Raw genomic sequence first — 21181 nt, forward strand, 5'->3', positions numbered from 1 at the left:
AGCGGCCGGCGGGCGGAAGATCGCCGCGATGCAGCATCTTAACTCCAGGTGTGGAGTGCACCGTGGAAAAACTGCAGAGCGGCGCTGTTGAGAAAACGCGCGCCGGGTGAATGTTCCGCCTCAGAAGGCGAATGGCAGCGCACTGTGAAAATGCTGGCGCGCACGCAGCAGACGATAGAACTCGTCGGGGTCCTTGACCTGCACCTGCTGGCCAACGACGTTCTGGGCGGCGATCAGCCGCGACAGCCAGAAGCGCACGCAGGCCATGCGCAGCATCGGCTGCCACAGCTCGGCCTCGGCCGGGGTGAAGCGGCGCAGGGCGGAATAGGCAGCCAACAGCGGCCGACTGCGCTCTTCGTCGATTTCGCCGTTGGGGTGCGAGCACCAGTCGTTCACCGCAATCGCCACGTCATAGAGCATGGGCCCGGAGCAGGCATTGTAGAAATCGATCACCCCGGTCAGGTGGCTGCCTTCGAACAAGACGTTGTCGCGAAACAGATCGGCATGCAGGTTGGCCCTGGGCAGTTCGCGGAATTTTTGCTTCAACTCGGCGATTTCCGCCAGGCCATCGCGCAGCAGCGGCAATTGCTTGTCCGGCAGATTCAGCGCCAGGCTCGGTCCTTCGCGCTGCATCCAGTCAGGGCCACGGTCGCTGGGTCGCTCCAGAATCCGCTCGCGGGTCGCCAGATGTATGCGCGCCAGCAGGCGCCCCACTTCGCTGCAGTGAGCTGCATTGGGAACGCTGACATGCCGACCCGGCAGACGTGGCTGCAGCAGTGCGGGTTTTTCCGCCAAGGTGCCCAAGGCCACGCCTTCGGCGGTGCGCACGGCATGGGGCACGGGAATGCGCGCCTGATGCAGCACGTCCAGCAGCTCGATGACGAACGGCAGGTCCTGGGTCGGGCCGCGCTCGATCAGGGTCAGGACATATTCGCCCTGCTCCAGGCTGACGAAGAAATTGCTGTTCTCGGTGCCAGCGACGATACCCTGGAAGTCACGCAGGCGCCCCAACCGGAAAGGCGCCAGGAAGGCTTCCAGTTCGTGCTGCTCAAGTGGCGTGAATACAGACATGGGGGTTCGTCCCTCGATGATCGCCGATGCTTACCAGCGGAAGATTTCCCAAGCGGGGATCAGCATGTCCGGCTGGTCGGCACGGACGAAATTGCTATCGCCATCGGCCCGCACCAGGAAATACGGCTTGCCGTGCTTGGGGGTAACTTTCACGGCGTAGAGAAAACCGTTTACGCGGTACTCCTCCACCGTGCGATCGCCTTCCTGACGGATGGTCACGTCCGGCTCACCGTCCACTGACTCCTGGGCAAAACCGGCCAGCGGAGCGCTAGCTAGCACAGCGGCCAGCATCAGGTGTTTGATAGCGCGCATGATAACCTAGCCCCTTTTCCAATGATTGGTCCGGGGCATTCTAGCGCTCGGGCCGTCGAAAAGGTTGATCGCGCTCATGAGTCAAACGCCCCTCGTTCTGGTGGACGGTTCGTCCTACCTGTACCGCGCTTTCCATGCCCTGCCGCCGCTGACCACGTCCACCGGCAAGCCGACCGGCGCCGTGAAGGGTGTGCTGAACATGCTGCTGTCGCTGCGCCGGCAATATCCGGAAAGCCCGTTTGCGGTGGTCTTCGATGCCAAGGGCCCGACCTTCCGCGACGAGCTGTTCGCCGAATACAAGTCCCATCGACCGCCGATGCCGGACGACCTGCGCGGCCAGATCGAACCCCTGCATGCCAGCGTGCGTGCGCTCGGCCTGCCGCTGCTGTGCGTTGAAGGCGTCGAGGCCGACGACGTGATCGGCACCCTGGCGCGCCAATGCGCGGCGCTGGGACGTGATGTGGTCATATCCACTGGCGACAAGGACATGGCGCAGCTGGTCTGCCCCCACGTCACCCTGGTCAACACCATGACCGGCAGCGTCTATGACATCGAAGGCGTACGCACCAAGTTCGGCGTCGGCCCCGAGCTGATCATCGATTTCCTCGCACTGATGGGCGACAAGGTGGACAACATCCCCGGCGTGCCCGGCGTTGGCGAGAAGACCGCCTGCGGCCTGCTCAATGGCATTCCCGGCGGGCTCAAGGGCCTCTACGACAACCTGGATCAGGTCGCGGCGCTGCCGATTCGCGGCGCCAAGTCACTGGGTGCCAAGCTCGAAGAGCACCGCGAGGCGGCCTTCATGTCCTATGAGCTGGCGACGATAAAGATCGACGTGCCGCTGGATGTTCAGGTAGCCGACCTGATGCCCGGCGAGCCCCATCGCGAAGCGCTGATCGCGCTTTACCGCGAACTGGAATTCAAGCAGTGGCTCGACGAACTGCTGCGCGAAGCGAAAGCCGCAGAACGCGATGAAGCCTCCGCCGAAGGCGCTTCGATCCAGGCCGAAGCCGAGTACGAGACGATTCTCGAACAGGCCGACCTGGACCGCTGGCTGGCGCAGCTGCAAGGCGCCGACTGCTTCGCCTTCGACACCGAAACCACCAGCATCGACGCGCAGAAAGCGCAGCTGGTAGGCCTGTCGTTCGCCGTCGAGACGGGCAAGGCTGCCTACGTGCCGCTGGGCCACAGCTATATGGGCGTGCCGCAGCAGCTCGACCGCGACAGCGTACTGTCCGCGTTCAAGCCGCTGCTGGAGGACGAAAAACGCGCAAAGATCTGCCAACACGGCAAGTACGACATGAACGTGCTGATGCACTACGGCATCGAAATGCGCGGCATGCAGTACGACACCATGCTCGAATCCTACGTGCTGGATGCCACCGCCACCCGTCACGACATGGACAGCCTGGCGCTGAAATACCTCGGCCGCGGCACCATCCGCTTCGAGGATATTGCCGGCAAGGGTGCCAAACAGCTGAGCTTCGACCAGATCGCCATCGAGCAGGCCGGGCCATATGCCGCCGAGGACGCCGACATCACCCTGCGCCTGCACCAGACATTGCTGGACAAGCTCTCTGCCACGCCGTCGCTGCGCAAGGTGCTGGACGAGATCGAGATGCCGCTGGTGCCGGTATTGGCGCGTATCGAACGCAATGGCGCGCTGGTGGATGCCAAGTTGCTTGGCCAGCAGAGCGTCGAGCTGGGCGAGAAACTGGTCGCCCTGGAGCGCGAAGCCTATGAAATCGCCGGCGAGGAATTCAACCTCGGCTCGCCCAAGCAACTCTGCGCCATTCTCTACGACAAGCTCGGTTGCCCGGTGCTGTCGAAAACCGCCGGTGGCCAGCCCTCAACCGCCGAAAGCGTGCTGGCCGAGCTGGCCGAGCGCGACTACCCGCTGCCCAAGGTGATCATGCAGCACCGCTCCCTGAGCAAGCTCAAGGGCACCTACACCGACAAACTGCCACAGCAGATCAACCCGCGCACCGGGCGCATCCACACCAGCTATCACCAAGCGGTCACCGCCACCGGACGCCTTTCCTCCAGCGACCCGAACCTGCAGAACATCCCGATCCGCACCGCCGAGGGCCGTCGCATCCGCCAGGCGTTCGTCGCCGCACCGGGTTACAAGCTGCTGGCCGCCGACTACTCGCAGATCGAGTTGCGCATCATGGCCCATCTAGCTCAGGACGAAGGGCTGCTGCACGCCTTCCAGAACAACGTGGACGTGCACCGCGCCACTGCCGCCGAAGTTTTTGGCGTGCCGCTGGATGAAGTCACCAGTGACATGCGACGCAGCGCCAAAGCGATCAACTTCGGTCTGATCTACGGCATGAGCGCCTTTGGCCTGGCCAAGCAGATCGACGTCGGCCGCAAGGAAGCGCAGGAATACATCGACCGCTACTTCGCCCGCTACCCCGGCGTGCTGGCCTACATGGAACGCACCCGCACCCAGGCAGCCGAGCAGGGCTACGTGGAAACGCTGTTTGGTCGACGCCTGTACCTGCCGGAGATCAATTCAAAGAATGGCGCCATGCGCAAGGGCGCCGAACGCACCGCGATCAACGCGCCAATGCAAGGTACCGCAGCCGATATCATCAAGCGCGCCATGATTGCCGTGGATACCTGGTTACAGGAAAGCGGCCTGGATGCGCGGATCATCCTGCAGGTGCACGACGAACTGGTACTGGAGGTGCGTGAAGAGCTGGTCGAACAGGTGCGCGAAGTGCTGTGTCCGCTGATGAGCCAGGCCGCTGAACTGGATGTGCCACTGCTGGTGGAAGCCGGTGTAGGCAATAATTGGGACGAGGCGCACTGACGTCGGGAAACCAGGCAACCCTGCGCATGATGGTCGGTGAAGCGTATTCCAGCCATTACTGCATCGCTGGGCCACATTCGGCACGGGGGCGCGCCTTGTATGGTTTTCCTGCAGGTCCAAACTGGACTTGTCAGGGTGGAGGGGGCAAGCGCGCCTTCCGGCCTTTCGGCACGGACTGTGGGAGATTTAGCCCCCGCCCTTCTCATCAAAACGCCGATAGAGAATCCATCGGCGGAGCCTTGCCGCTCATGACCGACGAAATGTTGCAAGCCAGCGTTCGATGAGCCCTGACAAGTAAAATCACCTTAGCTTGGAGGGTAAAGCATGGCAAAGCCCATTACGCCAGTCATGGTGGGTGTCGATGTCAGCAAGGCCGAGCTGGTCATTGCCCGCAGTGATTCGAAGGATCTTAAGAGGATTGCCAACACAGCCCAAGCCATCGGCGGCTGGCTGAAGACGCTTGCGGGCCGAACCAAAATCGCACTCGAGGCTACTGGTACCTATCACCGCACCTTGGCAACGCTGGCGCATCAGGCGGGCGTTGAGCTTTATTTGCTCGATGGTTATCGACTCAACCGGTATCGCGATGGCGTTGGCAGTCGCGCCAAGACCGACCCGGCTGATGCTCGGTTGATTCTGCGCTACCTGAGCAAGGAACTGAGCGACCTCAAACCCTGGGTGCCGCCTCACGATGCGTTTTACCGCATCCAGAGCCTGCTGCGACGCCGGGCTTCGCTTGTGCATACCCGCATCGCCCTGACCCAGAGCCTGGACGATATGCCCGACCTCAAGAGCGCATCCAAACGCCTGAGCAACAACATCAAGGACATCGAAAGATTGATCGAACGCCGCCTCAAAGAGGCCATGGCTGAGGTGGGCTGGCAGTCGGATGCCCAGCGCTGTAAGGCTATAGAGGGCATCGGCGATCTCACCTCGGTAGCGCTGGCCAATACTTTCCACCGAGGCGAATTCAAGAACAGCGATGCCTTCGTTGCCTACCTGGGCATGGACGTCAGAGTTCGGGACTCAGGCAAGCAGGTGGGTCGCCGTAAACTGACCAAGAAAGGTGATCCGGAGCTGCGACGCCTTTTGTATAACGCGGCCATGTCTGCCCGCCGGACAAAAGCCTGGTCCGGCCTATATGAAACCTATCTTAGCCAGGGACTGAAGACGACTCAGGCTCTAGTAAAGCTCGGCCGAAAGCTGGCCCGTATCGCCTTCGCCTTGATGAAAAACCAATCAATGTATCGACCAAAAATGCCGGTTAAGTGTTGCGCTGCACCATAGAATCTCCTACAGGAGCGGTGCAACGCTGCCGCGACTTGTAGGAGCGCCGCCCTCCGCGCGGAGCTTTTGGCCGGCGGCATCGGTTGCGGGTGCATCCGCGATGCATCAGGCCGACCCCGGGCTGGCGGGCTTTCGCGGTTGACGCTGCCGGCGAAACCCAGAATATTTTGCAGAGTGCATTGAACTTCAGCACAAAGAACCGAGTCCTAGCTTGCGAAGGGCGTGAAAGCTCTTCGATGCTCCTTGTTGTGTTAAGTGTTGGCAGATCTTCGGACCCCGCCCTAGCGGTCCGAATTCAACCTCGAACTTCCCCCTCCCCCAATGAGGTTCGAGGTTTTTTTTCGCCCAGAGAAAACCATCCGACCAGGCCATGGACCATTTCTGGAAACCGACTCGGATCCCGGTAGAAATACGCTATTGAGAAGCGTTATCATTCATCTCGCTTATCTGCGGGAGGCTCCATGGCAGCCGACGGACTTATCCGACAACAATACATACAGCGGCTCTACGTCGAGCATCAGGGCTGGCTGAATGGCTGGTTACGGCGCCAGCTGGGCTGCAGCCAGAACGCTGCCGACCTGGCGCAGGACACCTTCGTCCGGCTGCTGGGCAAGGATCAGGACATGGCCGCCATCCGCGAGCCGCGGGCCTATTTGCACACCATTGCCAAAGGGCTGCTGATCAATCACTGGCGTCGCCGTCAGGTGGAGCAGGCCTATCTTGATGCCCTGGCGTTGCAGCCGGAAGCAGTAGCCTCTTCGCCCGAATCCCAGGCGCTGATCGTTGAAACCTTGCTGCGCATCGACTCGATGCTGGCCCGGCTGCCCGCGAAGGTGAGCGCGGCATTTCTCATGTCCCAGCTGCACGGGATGACCTATGCGGCAATTGCGGCGGAGCTGGGCGTTTCCGAACGCATGATCAAGAAATACATGGCGCAGGCGATGCTGCATTGCCTGTTGCTGGTTGAAGAGCCATGAACGCCGATTACCGGGTGCTGCAGGACGCGGCGCAATGGTTTGCCGTGTTGCAGTCGGGTTCTGCCAGCGAGGCGGACCGCCTGGCCTGGCGCAGCTGGTTGCGGGAGCCGGAGCACGCGGCCGCCTGGCAGCGGGTCGAGCGGATCAGCGGGCAGTTCCAGCCGCTGGCGGATGACCGGATCGCACGCTCGGCCAGCCGCCTGTTGCAGCAGCGCCAACCCAGTCGGCGGCATGCGCTGAAGGTGCTCTCGCTGGCTGGCGGCGGCGCGCTGCTGCTGGCCAAGGGCGTGGGCGGCTGGCAGGACTGGTCGGCCGACCAGCGCACCGCCGTCGGCGAGGTCCGCGACCTGCGCCTGGCGGACGGCTCGCAGCTGTGGCTGAACACCGACAGCGCGGTGGATGTGGCCTTCGACGGTCCGGTGCGGCAACTCGCCCTGTACCGGGGCGAGCTATTGCTGGATACGCCCGATGAACCGCGCCCCTTGCTGCTGCGCACGGCGCAGGGCCAGTTGCAGGCGCATCAGCGGGCACGCTTTGCGGTGCGACAACACTCCGAGACGACCCGGATCGATGTCTTCGCCGGGACGCTGCGAATCCAGCCGGCGCACATCGGGGCGCCGCAAACCCTCGCCACGGGGCAGCGGGCCATCTTTGGCCGCGACTTTATCCAAACGGCACAACCCGCTCAGGCGGCCAGCCAGGCCTGGGCCGACGGCGTGCTGCTGGCCGACAACCAGCGCCTCGAAGACTTCGTGGCCGAACTGGCCCGTTATCGTCGCGGCTACATCGGCTGCGATCCGCACATCGCCGACTTGCGGGTGGTGGGCGCCTTTCCGCTGGCGGATACCGAACGGGTGCTGGATGCGCTGGCAAGCACCTTGCCGCTGCGCATCAACCGGCGCCTGCCCTGGTGGATCAGCCTCGAACCCTCGGGGGAAACAGGCGACGCCTGAGCTCACCATTAACGCGAATAACAAAGATTCCTATTCGAGTTCCCTTTTTGCGAGCTGGGCGGGCATAGGGTCACTGACCGTGAATTTGCCCTCCGCAAAAAGGATCACTCATGCCCTTCCAAGATCGTCCGTATCACCGTTCGCGTCCCCTGGTGCAGGCCATTCGCGCCGCGCTTTTCTGCCTGCCACTGGCGACCCTCGTCGCTGCACCTGCCGCGTTGGCGCAGTCCGCCGCCAGCGAGCAATCGGTTCGCAGTTATGAAATTCCCGCAGGCCCGCTATCCAGCGCCCTCAGCCGCTTCGCCGGTAAGGCGGGCGTCATGCTCTCAGTGGATGGCAGCCTGCTCGAGGGTCGCCAGTCGGGCGGCCTCAGCGGGCAGTACGGTGTGGACGAAGGTTTCGATGCGCTGCTGCAGAGCAGCGGCCTGCAGGCGGTACGCAACGCGCAGGGCACCTATTCGCTGGCGCCGCGTGCCGAACAGGCCAGCAAGGTCGAGCTCAAGCCGATGGTGGTCGAAGGCTTCGCCCTGGGTAACGCGCTGGGCGAGATGGAAGGCTACAACGCCACCCACAGCAGCGTGGCGACCAAGACCAGCATGCCGTTGGTGCGAACATCGCAGAGTGTGTCTGTGGTGACGCGGCAGCAGATTGACGATCAAGGTTCGCAAACCGTCTCCGAGGCGATTCGTTATGCTCCCGGCGTGGTAACCAATCCCTACGGCGCGACAAGACGTTACGACTACGTCGCCATGCGAGGCTTCAACGACGGCTCGGTGGATAACATCATTGTCGACGGGCTCAAGTCGATGAGCGACGCAGGTACCTTCAGCAGCCTGCAGGTCGATCCGTATTTCATCGAGCGTATCGACGTTCTGAAAGGGCCATCCTCGGTTCTTTATGGTCGTAGCAACCCTGGTGGTTTGGTTGCCTTGACCACCAAACGTCCTCAGTTCGAAGCACGGCGCTCGGTTGAGCTTGCTGCGGGCAGCAACGACTACAAGAGCATAGGCTTCGATTTCACCGGGCCGTTGACCCACAATATTGCTTACCGTCTCGTCGGACTCGCGAGGGATGGCGATACGCAGTTCGACCACGTCGAAGAAACGCGTTACACCCTGATGCCGAGTCTGGCGATCAACTTCAGTGAAAATACCTCGCTGAACCTGTACGCCTATCTGCAGAGCGATCCGCAAAGCGGCTATCACGGCGGCTTACCGGCGTCCGGCACACTGTATCCGCATACCAACGGCCAGCGAATATCGGAAAACTTCTTCGAAGGTGAGCCGGGCCTGGATACCGCCAAGCGCGAGCAGCAGATGTTCGGCTATGAATTTCAGCATCGGCTGAACGATATCTGGAGCGTGCGGCAGAATTTTCGCTATCTAGACTCCGAGCATACGCAGGAACAGGTGTACGCCTGGGGGTACGACAATTTCGCTCCGAGCCCCGGCTATGTGCCGCGGCCCAATGAACTCTATCGCCAGTACACAGGAGCCGAAGAGGCTCTGCACTCCTGGATCATCGATAACATGGTGCAAGCCGAGTTCATGACTGGCTCAGCCATGCACACGCTGGTGATGGGTATCGATTACCAGCGAATCAAGAACGTGGTGGATTGGACATACGGGTACCCAAGCAATATCGACCCTTTCAACCCGGTCTACGGCAACGACGAGATCACCTATGTCTCCCCGTTTGATCGTTACAGCTACCTGCGGCGAAAGGAGCAGACCGGCGCGTACATCCAGGACCTGATCGAAGTCGGCCGCTGGAACCTGTCGCTTGGCCTGCGCAAGGACTGGTTCGAGGTGTCGGAAACCAACCGGCTGGACGAACACGACCCCGTGACCGTTGCCGTCACTCGACCGGCAGGGACTGAAAACAAGCTGAATGACAGCAAGCTGACCGGGCGTGCCGGCGTGCTCTACCAGTTCGATAACGGTATTGCACCCTTCGTCAGCTATTCGGAGTCGTTCAACCCGTCGACCTACAGCGATGCAGCCGGCAGCTTGATCGAACCCTCGGAAGGCACCCAGTGGGAGTTGGGCGTGAAATACCAGCCGACCGGCACGGACGATCTTTACACCGCCTCGCTGTTCCACATCACTCAGGAAAACGTCGCAACCAAGCAGGCCAGCGAGGACTTCTACCGCAATGCCGGCGAAGTCGAATCCCACGGCCTGGAACTGGAGGCGCGGTTTCAACTGACCGACAGCCTGCGCTTGCTGGGCAGCTATACATTCACTGAAGTCGAATACACCAAACCTTATTTCAACCGGGCGGCGGATGGGCTGACCCGCAACGTCGAAGGCAACATGCCGGCACAGACGCCAGAGCATATGGCCAGCCTCTGGGCTGATTATCGGTTCAACCACGGCATGCTCACCGGGCTGAGTGCAGGGCTGGGCGTTCGCTATATGGGCGAGAGCTGGGCCGATGCGGAAAACACCGCGCATGTACCGTCGTATACGCTGTACGACGCCTCGCTCAGTTACGACCTGACGCAGGTTGGCCTGGAGGGCACCCGTGTGCGGCTGAATGTCAATAACTTGACTGACGAGAACTACGTCGCCTCCTGTGGGAGCCTGAACTTCTGCTACTACGGCGCCGAGCGAAACGTCACCGCGACGATCAGCTACGACTTCTGATCGGCAAACCAGCCGCCGGCCTTCACGGGCCGGCGGCTTCGTACTTTCTGCAATACGGATAACCGACGATGCGCTCTATCCTCGTGCTCCTGCACCGCTACATCGGCCTGGCCACGGCGTTGTTCCTGTTCCTGGCGGGCATCACCGGCAGCATCCTGGCCTTCCATCACGAGCTGGACGAGTGGCTGAATCCAGAGTTCTACCACACCACCAGCGAGGGGCCGGTGCTGGCGCCGGGCGATCTGGTCGAGCGGATCGAGGCGGCCAATCCGCGCATGCAGGTCTGGTACATGGAGTTCCCCGACGAGCCGGGCCATGCCGCGTTGATGGCGCTGGTGCCACGCAAGGACCCCGCGACCGGCAAGCCTTTCGATATCAGGCCCGTGGTGCATTACCTCGACGCGGTGACCGGCGAGCCAGTCGGCACGCGCTACTGGGGCGAATGCTGTTTCTCGCGCAAGAACTTCGTGCCCTTCATGCTCGAGTTCCACTACAACCTGTCGCTGCCGGGCAACTGGGGGCTGTGGCTGATGGGCATCGTGGCGATCGCCTGGGTGATCGACTGCTTCGTCTCGCTGCTGCTGACGTTCCCGCGGGGGCGGCCGTTCTTCGGCAAGTGGTGGACGTCGTGGAAGATCAAGCGCCAGCGCATGAATCATGACGTGCACCGCGCGGGCGGCCTGTGGCTTTGGCTGCTGCTGCTACCGGTGGCCGTGAGCAGCGTGGCCATGAACCTGCCTGAACAGGTGTTCAAGCCGGTGGTGTCGCTGGTATCCAAGGTTGAGCCGAGCGTCTACGAAGCCCGTGGCCGGCTGCCGGCCGAGCAGTTGGGCACCACCGCCTACGATTTCCACCAGGCCTACGACTACGCCATGCAGCATGCGGCCGATCTCGGTCTGAGCGAGCCCATCGGCGAGCTGTACTACAGCTTCGAATACAACTTCTATGGCGCCGGCTTCGGCGACCACGACAGCAACCAGGGCAATGCCTGGCTGTTCTTCCATGGCACCGATGGAACCCGGTTGCTGGGCCAGGAAATACCGGGGCAAGGCACGCTGGGCCAGCAATTCCACATGCTGCAGCCGGCGATCCATGGCGGACGCATCCTCGGCATGCCGGGGCGCATCCTGATCGCGGTGCTGGGCGTGGCGATTGCGGTGCTGTCGGTGACCGGCGTGGTGATCTGGTGGCGCAAGCTGCGCGCCAGGAGAGCGGCGGCACTGAGGCGGGAGATGGAGCTGGCGGTTTGATTAAGTTGCGCGTGTCGGGTCACGCCTTCGGAAACACGGATTACGCCTTCGGCTGATCCAGACTACGGTGTGGGTAGCGAACTTCCACGAAGTGCTTCCTGAGCATCGATAGGGCTTCGTTCGCGAGCAAGCTCCTACAATGGCCACGTGCATATCGCTCCTACGGAAATACAACCGTTACGCACGAGTTGCCTATTCCACCTGGGCGCAGCTCCACAGCTCCAGTGCGGGCTGCTCCGCTGTTGGCGGGCCGAGCCATTCGCTCAATACATGACACTGCTCATCGAAGCACAGCTGGTAGTCGCCGGCTTCCGGGGTTCGTCCGACCCGCAGCGGTTGCAGCGGCGGCAGCGTGCGGTGATAGCGCCAGCTGCCATCCTTCAACTCGGCACCTTCGGGAATCTCCATACCGGCGCCGGAGCCACGGACGCGCGCCTCACCCAGCAGCAGCCCCTGCGGGGTAACGCGGTAATCCTCTTCCCAGCGGATCTTCTCGATGGTGTGGTCCCACGCCAGGGTGAAGGCCGGCGTGGGCACCTGCGCCCACACCAGGCCTGCCAGCCCCAGGCAGAGGCCGATCACGCCGCTGCCGGTGCAGCGCGACGAGCACGCCAGAAATGCTGAGCCAGGAACAGCACGCCCAGAGCGAAGCCGATTTCATCGCTGATGGGCATCGCCAGAATCATCGCAGCGCCGGCAGCGAAGGCCAGCAAACGCTCCCACCAGCCCAGCGGACGCTCCAGGTAGCCGGTGAACACTGCACCCCAGAGACCGATCGCAAACGCGGCCTTGAGCAGCATGTAAAGTGTGGCGCCCCAGTCACCGCCCTGCATCATAAGTGCCGGGTTGTACACCGCCATGAAGGGCACCACGAAGCCTGCTATGGCGATACGGATCGCCCATAGACTGATCTTCAGTCCACGTTCCTTGGCGATGGGTGCAGCAGCGAAACAGGCCAGCGCCACCGGCGGGGTGAGGTCGGCCATGATGCCGAAGTAGAAGACGAACATGTGCGAGACGATCAGCGGCACGCCCAGATCCAGCAACGCCGGTGCGGCGATGGAGCTGGTGATGATGTAATTCGGGATGGTCGGGATGCCCATGCCCAGCACCAGGCAGGTCAGCATGGTCAGGACCAGCGAAAGGAACAGGTTGTTCTCGCCGATGGCCAAGATGTAACCGGCAAACGTCGAGGCCACCCCGGTCAGCGAGACGATGCCGATGATCACCCCCACCAGGGCACAGGCGATCCCTACCGGAATGGCGTGCCTGGCGCCTTCCACCAGCGCGTGCAGGCAGATGACCAGGGTGTCGCGACCTCCGTTGATGAACCAGCACACGGCCACCAGCGCGGCAATGACGCCGAAGATCACTCCGATACCGAGCTGGAAGAACCCCGCACAGAGCAGGCCCAGCGCGATCCAGAACGCAATACGCAGGCCGAACGACGACACCTTGAGGATGATCGCCGAGCCGAGGATGACGATGGCCGTGAGCGATAGGCCAATGGTGCCGGCGAACATCGGCGTGCGCCCGGAGAACAGCAGCCAGACCAGCACTACCAGTGGGATCAGCAGATACCAGCGGTCCCTGACCGCCGCCCAAGCGCTCGGGCATTCCTCTTTTGGCAAGCCCTTGAGACCGGCGCGCTTGGCTTCCAGATGAACCATCCAGAACACCGAGCCGAAATACAGCAGTGCCGGGATCAACGCGGCCTTGGCGATCTCGACGAAGGGCACGTTGATGGTCTCGGCCATGATGAATGCGACCGCGCCCATCACCGGCGGCATGATCTGGCTGCCCATGGAGGAGGTGGCCTCAACGCCGCCAGCGAACGCCGGACGATAGCCGAAGCGTTTCATCAGCGGAATGGTGAACTGGCCGGTGGTGACCACATTGGCCACGCCAGAACCGGTGATGGTGCCCATCAATGCCGAGGACACCACCGATACCTTGGCCGGGCCGCCGAGTTTGTGCCCGAACAGGCCCATGGCGAAGTCGGTGAACAGCTTGATCATCCCGGCCTGCTCGAGGAAAGAGCCGAACAGGATGAAGAGAAAAATGTAGGTCGCCGAGACGTAGGTCGGCGTGCCATACAGGCCTTCGGTACCGAACGACAGTTGGTTGACGACCTGGTCCAGGTAATAACCGCGGTGCGCGAGATCACCAGGCAGGTATTCACCGAGCAGGCCGTAGGCCAGGAACAGCCCGCAGATGATCGGCAGGGCAATGCCCATGACGCGTCGCGCGGCTTCGAATACCAACACGATAAGCGTCAGGCCAACCACCATGTCGGTGGTGGTCATGTCGCCGGAACGCTGGATCAGGTCAGCCTCGAAATACCACTGGTAGAAGAAGGTGGCGAAGCCCGCCAGGCCCAGCAGCCAGGCCAGGGGCTGGAACGGCTTGCCGTTACCCCGTGCCGGATAACAGAGAAATACCAACAGCAACAGGAAACCGACGTGACCGGCGCGCAGCACCTGGCTGGAGACCGGGTGAAATGCCGCCGTAACGATCTGGTAGATGGAGAACAGCAGGGCGACGTAGAACAGCGCCTTCGGCCATTCGCTGGGACTGGCATGCAGCCCTTGGCTTTCGCTCATGGAATCACTCTCTCACTGCAAGATGGGGCCTGCAGAAGCAGGCTTGCCGACGAGGCAACGCAGGCAAGCCTGCTTCTACAAGGAGCGGGCTGGAGCAGGCATCCTGGCCTGCTCCAGCCCGCCAAACCAGCGCCTGGTTTACTGCAGAACGCCGGCTTCCTTGTAGAAGCGCTCAGCGCCCGGATGCAGCGGAATCGGCAGGTTCTTGGTGGCGTTTTCCAACTTGATGTCCTTGGCGGCGGAGTGGGCGTTACCCAGCGCGGATAGGTTGTCGAACATCAGTTTGGTCATCTGGTAGGCCACCTCATCAGAGACCTTCTCGTGGGTCACCAGGATGTTGGTGATGGCCACGGTGGGCACGTCGGCGTCCTGACCATCGTAAGTGCCAGCCGGAATCACACCCGCCTGGTAGGCGTCGCTCTCGATCTTCTCGACCACGGCGGCCGGAATCTCCACGAAGGTCACCGGCATGGTGCTGGCCAGGTCGCGGATGGCGGCCATGCCCAAGCCAGAGGACTGCAGGGTGGCGTCCAGCTGGCGGTTCTTGATCAGCTCGACCGACTCGGCGTAAGGCAGGAACTCGACGCGTCCCATGTCCTTGTAATCCAGGCCGGCGGCCTTGAAGATCGCGCGGGCGTTCAGCTCGGTGCCGGATTTAGGTGCGCCGACGGAGATGCGCTTGCCCTTGAGGTCCTCCAGGGTCTTGATGCCCGACTCGGCACTGGCCACGACCTGGATGTAGTTGTTGTAAGTGCCGGCGATGGCGCGCAGCCGCTTGAGCGGCGCCTTGAAGCCGGCGTCCTCGACACCGTTCCAGGCGTCGGCAACCGAGTCACCCAGGGAGAAAGCCAGTTCGCCGCGGCCGGCCTGCAGCAGGTTGAGGTTTTCCACCGAAGCCTTGGTGGCCTGTACGGAAGTCCGGGCGCCGTCAATCTTGTTGTACTGCTGCGACAGGGCCACGCCGATCGGGTAGTACACGCCGCTGGTACCGCCGGTAAGGATGTTGATGAAAGTCGGCGCGGCGAGAGCCGCCGTACTGGCGGTGAACGCTACTGCTGCAGCAAGCAGGCCCAAGCTTTTGGTCAGTCTCATGTTGGATCTCCGTTTCGTTTTTATTGGATGAAGCAGCACTCAAGATAGACGATTACCCTGGCTCGCAAAGAGCGGTCGGGGCGACAGGAAGGAGAGCGACGACGCGGGCAGGCCCCGTGGGGGCAGTTGAATCGCTGCAGTCTTCTTGTCGTTGTATCGCATCGAGTGCTCAGACCATAGCAGAAGCCGTGCCAGGTCCCCACGCCGCCTTGCAGAGCGACTCAGGAGATAAACAGCAAGGTCAATCGGCAAGATTCCGCTTATCCGCCAGAACGCATCGGCAATAATGCGCCCATGCGTTTCGCGATACTGAGGGCGGTACGGGCGGCGCTTGTACAACCCGCCGATGGCGTTACAGTAGAGTGCTTATTACCTGCGAATCCGACCATGCGTGTACTGCTTCTCGCGCTCGGGCTGACGCTGCCATTGTTGGCGGCCGCCGCCCCAGCGCCCTATTACCAATGGCAAAGCAAGATCGACGGCACGATCATTTGCCGCCAGAGCTCCCCAGGGCATGGCTGGGAACGCCTCAGCGGCCAGCCTTTTCGCGACCTCAACTGCACCATGCCGGCCTCGCGTACGGAGCGCCCCAGCGCCATACCGGGCTTCCGTCCGCAGCCGGGGCGCTGATGCCGCTGTGACAAATCCAAACGACCGCGGTCTGATCATGGGTAACGTACTGGCCCGCCCGCACTGCGGCAGCTGCTTTTGGGGAAATACGATGTCGTTGCGTCATTTCGGACTATTGGCAGCGCTGCTGATCCTTACCGGCTGCAATCCGATCACCCAGGAAAACTTTGCCAAGCTCGAGGCTGGCATGTCACGCCAGCAGGTCGAGGAGCTCCTCGGCAAGCCGGGTGAATGCGCCGGGGCGCTGGGCATGTCCAGCTGTACCTGGGGCTCCAAGCATCGCTTTATCAGCATCCAGTACGCCGGTGACAAGGTACTGATGTTCTCCGGCCAGGGCCTGAAATAGTTCGAACCTTTCGATGAGGGAAGAAACATGCGTTTCGCCAGTGTTCTTTTGAGCGCCGTCCTGCTGGCCGGTTGTACCGGATCCAAAAACGTCGACGACGCACCGTCCACCGTCGGTCATGTCGACCTGCAACGCTATCAGGGGGTCTGGTACGAACAGGCAAGACTGCCGATGTTTTTTCAGCGCGACTGCGTGCGCTCCGAAGCCCGCTACAGCTTGCTGGACAACGGAAGTATCGGGGTGCTCAACCGTTGCGAAACCAAGAATGGCGAGTGGAAGGAAGCCAGAGGTGAAGCCGAGCCGCAACAGCCGGGCAGCACCGACCGGCTCTGGGTACGCTTCGACAACTGGTTCAGCAGGCTCTTTCCCGAGATGACCAAAGGCCATTACTGGGTGCTATATCTTGACCAGGAATACAGTGTCGCCCTGGTCGGCAGCCCGGATCGGGAGTTTCTCTGGCTGTTGTCGCGCGACATTCAGCTTGATGCCAGCACCCGCCAGCGCCTGCTGGACGAGGCGGAAAAGCGCGGCTACGACACCAGCGAGCTGATCTGGCGCGGCGAAGGCGCTGAAATCTAGTCAACGGTCCGGGCTGCGTCACGCGCCAGCGCCGGCCCTTGCAGCTCGACGATTACTTCGCTGGGTTCCTCACCGTGCTCAAAGGCGCAGTCCTGCAGCGCCGGCTTGCTGCGCTTCAAACGTGGATTGTTCGAGAAGCCGAACGGCTCGCGCGGGATGCCCCTGGGGCTGACATCCAGCTCGCCATTGCCATTGAGGTCGACGAATAGCTCGATGGCATAGCGCCCTGGTGGAACATCGTCGAAGACGAGCAACCCCGGCTTGCCGCTGGCCTGGCGCACAGGCGCGTCCCAATCCCCGGCCTCCACCGCATGCAGCTGCGCATGCAGCATCCCCTCCGACAGGCCTGCAACCTGCAAGCGGATCTCCGCCGCCTGAGCGGCCCCCATGCCGAGTGTCACAAGCCCGGCAGCCAACCAGGCACGCGTTACATTCAGGTTTATTTGCTGTGGCATAATCGCGACCATTTTCAGTGACTGAAGTTTCCATGCGCCAGGTATTGGTCGTTCACTATTCGCAAACAGGGCAGCTCGGCCGTCTGGTGCAGTCTGTCTGCACGCCGCTGTTGGCGCGTGACGACGTGCAGGTGGACTTCCTCTCCGTGCAGCCTGCCAAACCCTATCCCTTTCCCTGGCCATTCCTCACCTTTTTCAGCATTTTCCCCGAAACCGTGCTGATGCGCCCGGAGCCACTGCAACCGCTTCAGGTGGATCCGGGCAAGCGCTATGACCTGGTGATTCTCGCCTATCAGGTTTGGTTCCTCTCGCCGTCCCGGCCCATCACCAGCTTTCTTGCCACGCCAGAAGCGGCGCAGCTCCTGAACAACACGCCCGTGGTGACGCTGATCGGCTGTCGCAACATGTGGCTGATGGCCCAGGAGAAGCTCAAGGCTCGCCTCGATGCGCTGGGCGCGCGACTGGTGGACAACATTGTGCTGACCGACGAATGCGGCACGGCGGCAAGCTTCCTGGCGACCCCGCTGTGGATGTTCACCGGGCGCCAGCAGCCGTTCACCTGCATTCCCAAGGCCGGCATCAGCGAAGCCGAGATTGCCGCTGCGCAGCGTTTCGGCGTAGCCATCGGCGCACGCCTGGCGCAGGCCGGCCCCATAGAACAGCCGATGCTGCGCGGCCTGGGCGCGGTGCGCGTGGATGAAAAGCTGATCGCCAGCGAGCGCGTCGGCACCCGCAGTTTCAAGGCCTGGGGCACGCTACTGGCAGCCCTGGGACCGCAGCACAGCGTGCGCCGGCGCGTGGGACTGGTCGTCTACATCGCCTTTCTGCTTAGCCTGATCCTTACCGTAGTTCCGATCACCGCGTTGCTGAAGAAGCTGCTCGCCCCGCTGACCCGTAACCGCATTCTGCGGGAAAAAGCCTATTTTGCCGCGCCGTCCGGCGAGTAACCTTTCGAGGACCGATCCGTGGCCCAGCCCGTCTATATCAACCGCATCAGCGCTTGCCTGCCTCACGAGCCGGTGAGCAACGAGGAAATGGAAGCGCGCCTCGGCCAGGTCGGCGAGCGGCCCTCGCGGGCGCGCTCGATCGTGCTGCGCAGCAACGGCATCCGCCAGCGCCATTACGTGATCGATCCGGCTACCGGCGAGCCGAGCATGACCAATGCACAGCTGACCGCCGAGGCCGTCCGCGGCCTGGCCAGCCCGGTCGAGCTGCAGGGCATCGAATGCCTGGTGGCCGCCACCTCCTCGCCGGATCAGACCCAACCGGGCCACGCGGTGATGGTGCATGGCGAGCTGGGCAACCCGCCCTGTGAGGTAGTGACCACTGCGGGGATCTGCCTGTGCGGCGTCAGTGCGCTGAAATATGCCTGGCTCAACGTGGCCAGCGGTGAAAGCCGCAACGCCGTGGCCTGTGGCTCGGAGGTCGCCTCGGTGCTGATGCAGGCGCGCAATTTCAGCGCCGAGGTCGAAGGCATCGACGAGGAGCTGGAGCGCCGCCCGGAACTCGCCTTCGAGAAGGACTTCCTGCGCTGGATGCTCTCCGATGGCGCCGGCGCGGTCTGGCTGGAAGACCGCCCCAATCCTGAGGGTCTGAGCCTGCGCATCGACTGGATCGATATCCTCTCCTTCGCCGACCGCTTCCCGGCCTGCATGTATGGCGGCGCCGAGATGCAGGGCGAACAGCTGGTGGGCTGGAGCCGCATAAGCGCAGAAGAACGTAATCGCCGCTCGGTCATGGCTATCAAGCAGAACGTCAAACTGCTCAACGAGAACATCGTCAAGATCACCGTCGAAGAGACGCTGCAACGCATTCGCCACCGTCGCGAAATGCGCGCCGAGGATATCGACTGGTTCCTGCCGCACTATTCCTCGGAGTTCTTCCGCGACCGTCTGGCCGAAGGCCTGGCGCGGGTCGATTTCAACATCCCCCAGGAGCGCTGGTTCACCAACCTGACGCGCAAGGGCAACACTGGCGCAGCCTCGTTCTTCATCATGCTCGACGAGCTTTTCCACAGCGGTCAGCTCAAGGCCGGCCAGCGCCTGCTGGGCTATGTGCCGGAAAGCGGCCGTTTCTCCAGCGCCTTCCTGCATATGACCGTGGTGGCGCCGGATGAAGCTTGATGAAGTCCCGCAGGACCCCAACAGCAGCTATGGCGGCCACAGCAAATTGCTCTATGCCGTCGATGACAAGGGCCGCTACCAGGGCGCCCAGAGCGCCGGCTGGGAGCCGGAATCCTATGCCACCCAGCTCGCCGTGGCCGAGCTGGAAGAACAGGAAGCCCAGGCCCTGGCCGACTGGCAAAGCGGGCAGGCCTCACCACTGAAGTGCCTGATGTACCGCTACCGCCTCGACGAGCCGGCACTGGCACAGGTGACCGGCTTCTGGCAGTGGCGCATTCGCCGGCATTTCCGCCCGGCCGTCTATCGCCGTCTTTCCCCACGGCAACTGGCCCGCTACGCAGAAGCCTTCGGTCTGGATGTCGCCGAACTGATCAAATACCAGCAGGAGCTGCCGCAATGAGCGCCTTTCAGCATCGACAGAGCGCCCACTGCGAAACCGGAGTGATGGCCAACCTGCTGACCCACGCCGGCCTGCCCATGAGCGAGCCGATGGCCTTCGGCCTGGCTTCGGGGCTGGCGTTCGCCTACCTGCCCATCGTCAAGCTCGGTGGCATGCCGCTGATTGCCTATCGGATGCCGCCAAAGCACATCATCAAGACGCTGAGCAAGCGCCTCGGCGCACGCCTGCAGACGGCCACTTTCCGTCAGCCGGAACAGGGCCGCGAGGCGTTGGACCAGGCGCTGAGCGCTGGTCGCCTGACAGGCTTGCAGAGTTCGGTGTTCTGGCTGCCCTACTTCCCGCCGGAAATGCGCTTTCACTTCAACGCGCACAACCTGCTGGCCTACGGGCGTGACGGCGACGACTACCTGCTCAGCGACCCGGTGTTCGAAGAGCCGGTGCGCTGCGCCAGCGAGGATCTGCAGAAAGCCCGCTTCGCCAAGGGCGCACTGGCCGGCAACGGACTCTTGTACTGGGTCGAGGATGTGCCGCCCGAGCAGGACTGGGCGCGGCTGATTCGCAAGAGTCTGATTTCCACCACGCGCATCCTCGACGGCATGCCGCTGCCCTGGATCGGTATTCGCGGAATCCGCCACCTGGCCTCCCAGGTACGCAAGCTCGACCCGGCACAGGCCAAATACAACCGGCTCTACCTCACCCATATCGTGCGCATGCAGGAAGAAATCGGCACCGGCGGTGCGGGTTTCCGCTTCATGTACGCCAGTTTCCTCCAGGAATCCGGCACGCTGCTGGGCGAGCCGGCGCTCAACGACATGGCCGCGCAACTGACCCGCATCGGTGACGACTGGCGCCAGTTCGCCTCGGCCTGTGTGCGTCAGTCACGCAACAAGCAGGGCGGCGGCGATTTCAGCGCCATTGCCGCCATGCTGGAAGCCATCGCCGTGCAGGAACGCGATCTGCTGCGGCAACTGGGAGCCTGGGCCAGGCGCTGACCTATTCCGTTTGACTCAACAGCGCCGGCAGCTGCTCACGCAGTTTGTCCACCTTCAGCGGCGCACGGATAAACCCGCGCTGACGCCCATCCGGGCCGATGATCACCAGATTGCCGCTGTGGTCGACGGTGTAGTTCTCGCGGCTGGTGTCGCCGGGGATAAAGGGAATGCCGACGCCGTTGGCCAGAGCCTGGATATCGTCCAGCGAGCCGGTCAGGCCGATAAAGCCTTCGCCAAAGAATTTCAGGTATTTGCCTAGTTGCTCGGGCGTGTCGCGGTGCGGGTCGACGCTGACCAACACCGGCTGCAGGCGCTCGCGCACCGCCTCGGGCAGCCCGCTGCGCAACTGGCGCAGCTCGGCCAGGGTCGCCGGGCAGATGTCCGGGCAGAAGGTGTAGCCAAAGAACAGCAGCGTCCACTTGCCCTGCAGCTCATCGGTCTGCACTGCTTCGCCGTCCTGATCCGTCAGACTCAGCACCGGTACCGGACGGCTCTGTGGCAACAAGATGATTCCGGCATCGAGCATTCGGGTCGGGTCGGCCGGGGGCTCACGGTCGAGTACCCGGTAAACCGTCAGCCCGACGACCAGCGCAATCAGCGCGACAAGGATGAAGACAGTGGTCTGAATACGGCTCATGTACTTCC

Annotated in this window: 20 protein-coding genes; 13 read left to right on the forward strand and 7 right to left on the reverse strand. The window is 62.6% G+C overall.

The features are described from left to right. Window positions 1-120 precede the first annotated feature (120 nt). Together BN1079_RS12175 and BN1079_RS12180 are read right to left on the reverse strand one after the other, a co-directional pair. Window positions 121-1071, reverse strand: coding sequence for a homoserine kinase (locus tag BN1079_RS12175; protein WP_037024709.1), 951 nt, complete (start codon window positions 1069-1071; stop codon window positions 121-123). A gap of 30 nt (window positions 1072-1101) precedes the next feature. Beyond that, complete coding sequence (locus BN1079_RS12180) at window positions 1102-1383, reverse strand: DUF2782 domain-containing protein (RefSeq protein WP_037024711.1); 282 nt, start codon at window positions 1381-1383, stop codon at window positions 1102-1104. Window positions 1384-1459: 76 nt separating this feature from the next. Between BN1079_RS12180 and polA the strand changes: the two genes are divergently transcribed. The 6 genes from polA (at window position 1460) to BN1079_RS12210 (ending at window position 11316) form a co-directional block, all read left to right on the forward strand. Beyond that, the gene (gene polA, locus BN1079_RS12185; protein WP_037024713.1) at window positions 1460-4201 is read left to right on the forward strand and encodes a DNA polymerase I; all 2742 of its coding nucleotides are present in this window, start codon (window positions 1460-1462) and stop codon (window positions 4199-4201) included. Between the two features lie 324 nt (window positions 4202-4525). Continuing rightward, a complete protein-coding gene (locus BN1079_RS12190) occupies window positions 4526-5488 on the forward strand; it encodes an IS110 family transposase (RefSeq protein ID WP_037023196.1) in 963 nt (320 codons plus the stop codon). Between the two features lie 461 nt (window positions 5489-5949). Continuing rightward, window positions 5950-6465, forward strand: coding sequence for a sigma-70 family RNA polymerase sigma factor (locus BN1079_RS12195; protein WP_037024714.1), 516 nt, complete (start codon window positions 5950-5952; stop codon window positions 6463-6465). Then, window positions 6462-7418, forward strand: coding sequence for a FecR domain-containing protein (locus BN1079_RS12200; protein ID WP_037024716.1), 957 nt, complete (start codon window positions 6462-6464; stop codon window positions 7416-7418). Before BN1079_RS12195 ends, BN1079_RS12200 begins: the two co-directional genes overlap by 4 nt. A 110-nt stretch (window positions 7419-7528) precedes the next feature. Further along, complete coding sequence (locus BN1079_RS12205) at window positions 7529-10066, forward strand: TonB-dependent siderophore receptor (protein WP_037024717.1); 2538 nt, start codon at window positions 7529-7531, stop codon at window positions 10064-10066. A 68-nt stretch (window positions 10067-10134) separates the two neighbouring features. After that, window positions 10135-11316, forward strand: coding sequence for a PepSY-associated TM helix domain-containing protein (locus tag BN1079_RS12210; RefSeq protein ID WP_037024720.1), 1182 nt, complete (start codon window positions 10135-10137; stop codon window positions 11314-11316). Window positions 11317-11508: 192 nt separating this feature from the next. Here the strand turns inward: BN1079_RS12210 and BN1079_RS12215 are convergent, their stop codons facing one another. The 3 genes from BN1079_RS12215 to BN1079_RS12225 form a co-directional block, all read right to left on the reverse strand. Continuing rightward, window positions 11509-11898 (reverse strand): DUF1850 domain-containing protein, encoded by a 390-nt coding sequence (locus BN1079_RS12215; RefSeq protein WP_037024722.1) that lies wholly within the window; start codon window positions 11896-11898, stop codon window positions 11509-11511. Then, window positions 11895-13919, reverse strand: coding sequence for a TRAP transporter permease (locus tag BN1079_RS12220; protein ID WP_037024724.1), 2025 nt, complete (start codon window positions 13917-13919; stop codon window positions 11895-11897). Before BN1079_RS12220 ends, BN1079_RS12215 begins: the two co-directional genes overlap by 4 nt. 138 nt (window positions 13920-14057) lie before the next feature. After that, window positions 14058-15011 (reverse strand): TAXI family TRAP transporter solute-binding subunit, encoded by a 954-nt coding sequence (locus BN1079_RS12225; RefSeq protein ID WP_037024725.1) that lies wholly within the window; start codon window positions 15009-15011, stop codon window positions 14058-14060. A 387-nt stretch (window positions 15012-15398) separates the two neighbouring features. Between BN1079_RS12225 and BN1079_RS12230 the strand changes: the two genes are divergently transcribed. The 3 genes from BN1079_RS12230 (at window position 15399) to BN1079_RS12240 (ending at window position 16566) form a co-directional block, all read left to right on the forward strand. Beyond that, complete coding sequence (locus tag BN1079_RS12230; protein ID WP_037024727.1) at window positions 15399-15641, forward strand: hypothetical protein; 243 nt, start codon at window positions 15399-15401, stop codon at window positions 15639-15641. Window positions 15642-15732: 91 nt separating this feature from the next. Continuing rightward, complete coding sequence (gene bamE / locus BN1079_RS12235) at window positions 15733-15987, forward strand: outer membrane protein assembly factor BamE domain-containing protein (RefSeq protein ID WP_037024728.1); 255 nt, start codon at window positions 15733-15735, stop codon at window positions 15985-15987. 27 nt (window positions 15988-16014) lie between these two features. Beyond that, on the forward strand, window positions 16015-16566 hold the full coding sequence (locus BN1079_RS12240; protein WP_037024731.1) for a lipocalin family protein: 552 nt from the start codon (window positions 16015-16017) through the stop codon (window positions 16564-16566). On the opposite strand, the gene BN1079_RS12245 is transcribed toward BN1079_RS12240, so the two are convergent. Continuing rightward, complete coding sequence (locus BN1079_RS12245) at window positions 16563-17021, reverse strand: DUF2141 domain-containing protein (protein ID WP_231850784.1); 459 nt, start codon at window positions 17019-17021, stop codon at window positions 16563-16565. The two genes, BN1079_RS12240 and BN1079_RS12245, sit on opposite strands and share 4 nt — an antisense overlap. 32 nt (window positions 17022-17053) lie before the next feature. On the opposite strand from BN1079_RS12245, the gene BN1079_RS12250 reads away from it, so the two are divergent. Genes BN1079_RS12250 through darH form a run of 4 tightly spaced genes read left to right on the forward strand, consistent with a single transcriptional unit; the run spans window position 17054 to window position 20536 of the window. Beyond that, window positions 17054-17968 (forward strand): hypothetical protein, encoded by a 915-nt coding sequence (locus BN1079_RS12250; RefSeq protein ID WP_037024733.1) that lies wholly within the window; start codon window positions 17054-17056, stop codon window positions 17966-17968. An 18-nt stretch (window positions 17969-17986) separates the two neighbouring features. Further along, the gene (locus tag BN1079_RS12255) at window positions 17987-19144 is read left to right on the forward strand and encodes a beta-ketoacyl-ACP synthase III (RefSeq protein WP_037024736.1); all 1158 of its coding nucleotides are present in this window, start codon (window positions 17987-17989) and stop codon (window positions 19142-19144) included. Beyond that, a complete protein-coding gene (locus BN1079_RS12260; protein WP_037024739.1) occupies window positions 19134-19544 on the forward strand; it encodes a DarG family dialkylresorcinol biosynthesis protein in 411 nt (136 codons plus the stop codon). Before BN1079_RS12255 ends, BN1079_RS12260 begins: the two co-directional genes overlap by 11 nt. Then, window positions 19541-20536 carry a BtrH-related acyltransferase DarH gene (darH, locus tag BN1079_RS12265; protein ID WP_037024741.1) on the forward strand — a complete coding sequence of 332 codons (996 nt, stop codon included), beginning with the start codon at window positions 19541-19543 and terminating at the stop codon, window positions 20534-20536. The genes BN1079_RS12260 and darH overlap by 4 nt, the downstream gene beginning before the upstream one ends. Window position 20537: 1 nt before the next feature. Here the strand turns inward: darH and BN1079_RS12270 are convergent, their stop codons facing one another. Continuing rightward, on the reverse strand, window positions 20538-21173 hold the full coding sequence (locus tag BN1079_RS12270; protein ID WP_037024745.1) for an SCO family protein: 636 nt from the start codon (window positions 21171-21173) through the stop codon (window positions 20538-20540). Between the last annotated feature and the right edge of the window lie 8 nt (window positions 21174-21181).

Source organism: Pseudomonas saudiphocaensis (genome assembly GCF_000756775.1).
Lineage (GTDB): Bacteria > Pseudomonadota > Gammaproteobacteria > Pseudomonadales > Pseudomonadaceae > Stutzerimonas > Stutzerimonas saudiphocaensis.

Excerpts from the sequence above, each read along its gene's own strand:
- BN1079_RS12200 (WP_037024716.1), top strand. The coding sequence starts at position 6,462 with ATGAACGCCGATTACCGGGTGCTGCAGGACGCGGCGCAATGGTTTGCC.
- BN1079_RS12220 (WP_037024724.1), bottom strand. The coding sequence starts at position 13,919 with ATGAGCGAAAGCCAAGGGCTGCATGCCAGTCCCAGCGAATGGCCGAAG.
- BN1079_RS12180 (WP_037024711.1), bottom strand. The coding sequence starts at position 1,383 with ATGCGCGCTATCAAACACCTGATGCTGGCCGCTGTGCTAGCTAGCGCT.
- BN1079_RS12245 (WP_231850784.1), bottom strand. The coding sequence starts at position 17,021 with ATGCCACAGCAAATAAACCTGAATGTAACGCGTGCCTGGTTGGCTGCC.
- BN1079_RS12175 (WP_037024709.1), bottom strand. The coding sequence starts at position 1,071 with ATGTCTGTATTCACGCCACTTGAGCAGCACGAACTGGAAGCCTTCCTG.
- darH (WP_037024741.1), top strand. The coding sequence starts at position 19,541 with ATGAGCGCCTTTCAGCATCGACAGAGCGCCCACTGCGAAACCGGAGTG.
- BN1079_RS12210 (WP_037024720.1), top strand. The coding sequence starts at position 10,135 with ATGCGCTCTATCCTCGTGCTCCTGCACCGCTACATCGGCCTGGCCACG.
- bamE (WP_037024728.1), top strand. The coding sequence starts at position 15,733 with ATGTCGTTGCGTCATTTCGGACTATTGGCAGCGCTGCTGATCCTTACC.
- BN1079_RS12190 (WP_037023196.1), top strand. The coding sequence starts at position 4,526 with ATGGCAAAGCCCATTACGCCAGTCATGGTGGGTGTCGATGTCAGCAAG.
- BN1079_RS12250 (WP_037024733.1), top strand. The coding sequence starts at position 17,054 with ATGCGCCAGGTATTGGTCGTTCACTATTCGCAAACAGGGCAGCTCGGC.
- BN1079_RS12205 (WP_037024717.1), top strand. The coding sequence starts at position 7,529 with ATGCCCTTCCAAGATCGTCCGTATCACCGTTCGCGTCCCCTGGTGCAG.
- BN1079_RS12230 (WP_037024727.1), top strand. The coding sequence starts at position 15,399 with ATGCGTGTACTGCTTCTCGCGCTCGGGCTGACGCTGCCATTGTTGGCG.
- BN1079_RS12225 (WP_037024725.1), bottom strand. The coding sequence starts at position 15,011 with ATGAGACTGACCAAAAGCTTGGGCCTGCTTGCTGCAGCAGTAGCGTTC.
- polA (WP_037024713.1), top strand. The coding sequence starts at position 1,460 with ATGAGTCAAACGCCCCTCGTTCTGGTGGACGGTTCGTCCTACCTGTAC.
- BN1079_RS12260 (WP_037024739.1), top strand. The coding sequence starts at position 19,134 with ATGAAGCTTGATGAAGTCCCGCAGGACCCCAACAGCAGCTATGGCGGC.
- BN1079_RS12240 (WP_037024731.1), top strand. The coding sequence starts at position 16,015 with ATGCGTTTCGCCAGTGTTCTTTTGAGCGCCGTCCTGCTGGCCGGTTGT.
- BN1079_RS12270 (WP_037024745.1), bottom strand. The coding sequence starts at position 21,173 with ATGAGCCGTATTCAGACCACTGTCTTCATCCTTGTCGCGCTGATTGCG.
- BN1079_RS12195 (WP_037024714.1), top strand. The coding sequence starts at position 5,950 with ATGGCAGCCGACGGACTTATCCGACAACAATACATACAGCGGCTCTAC.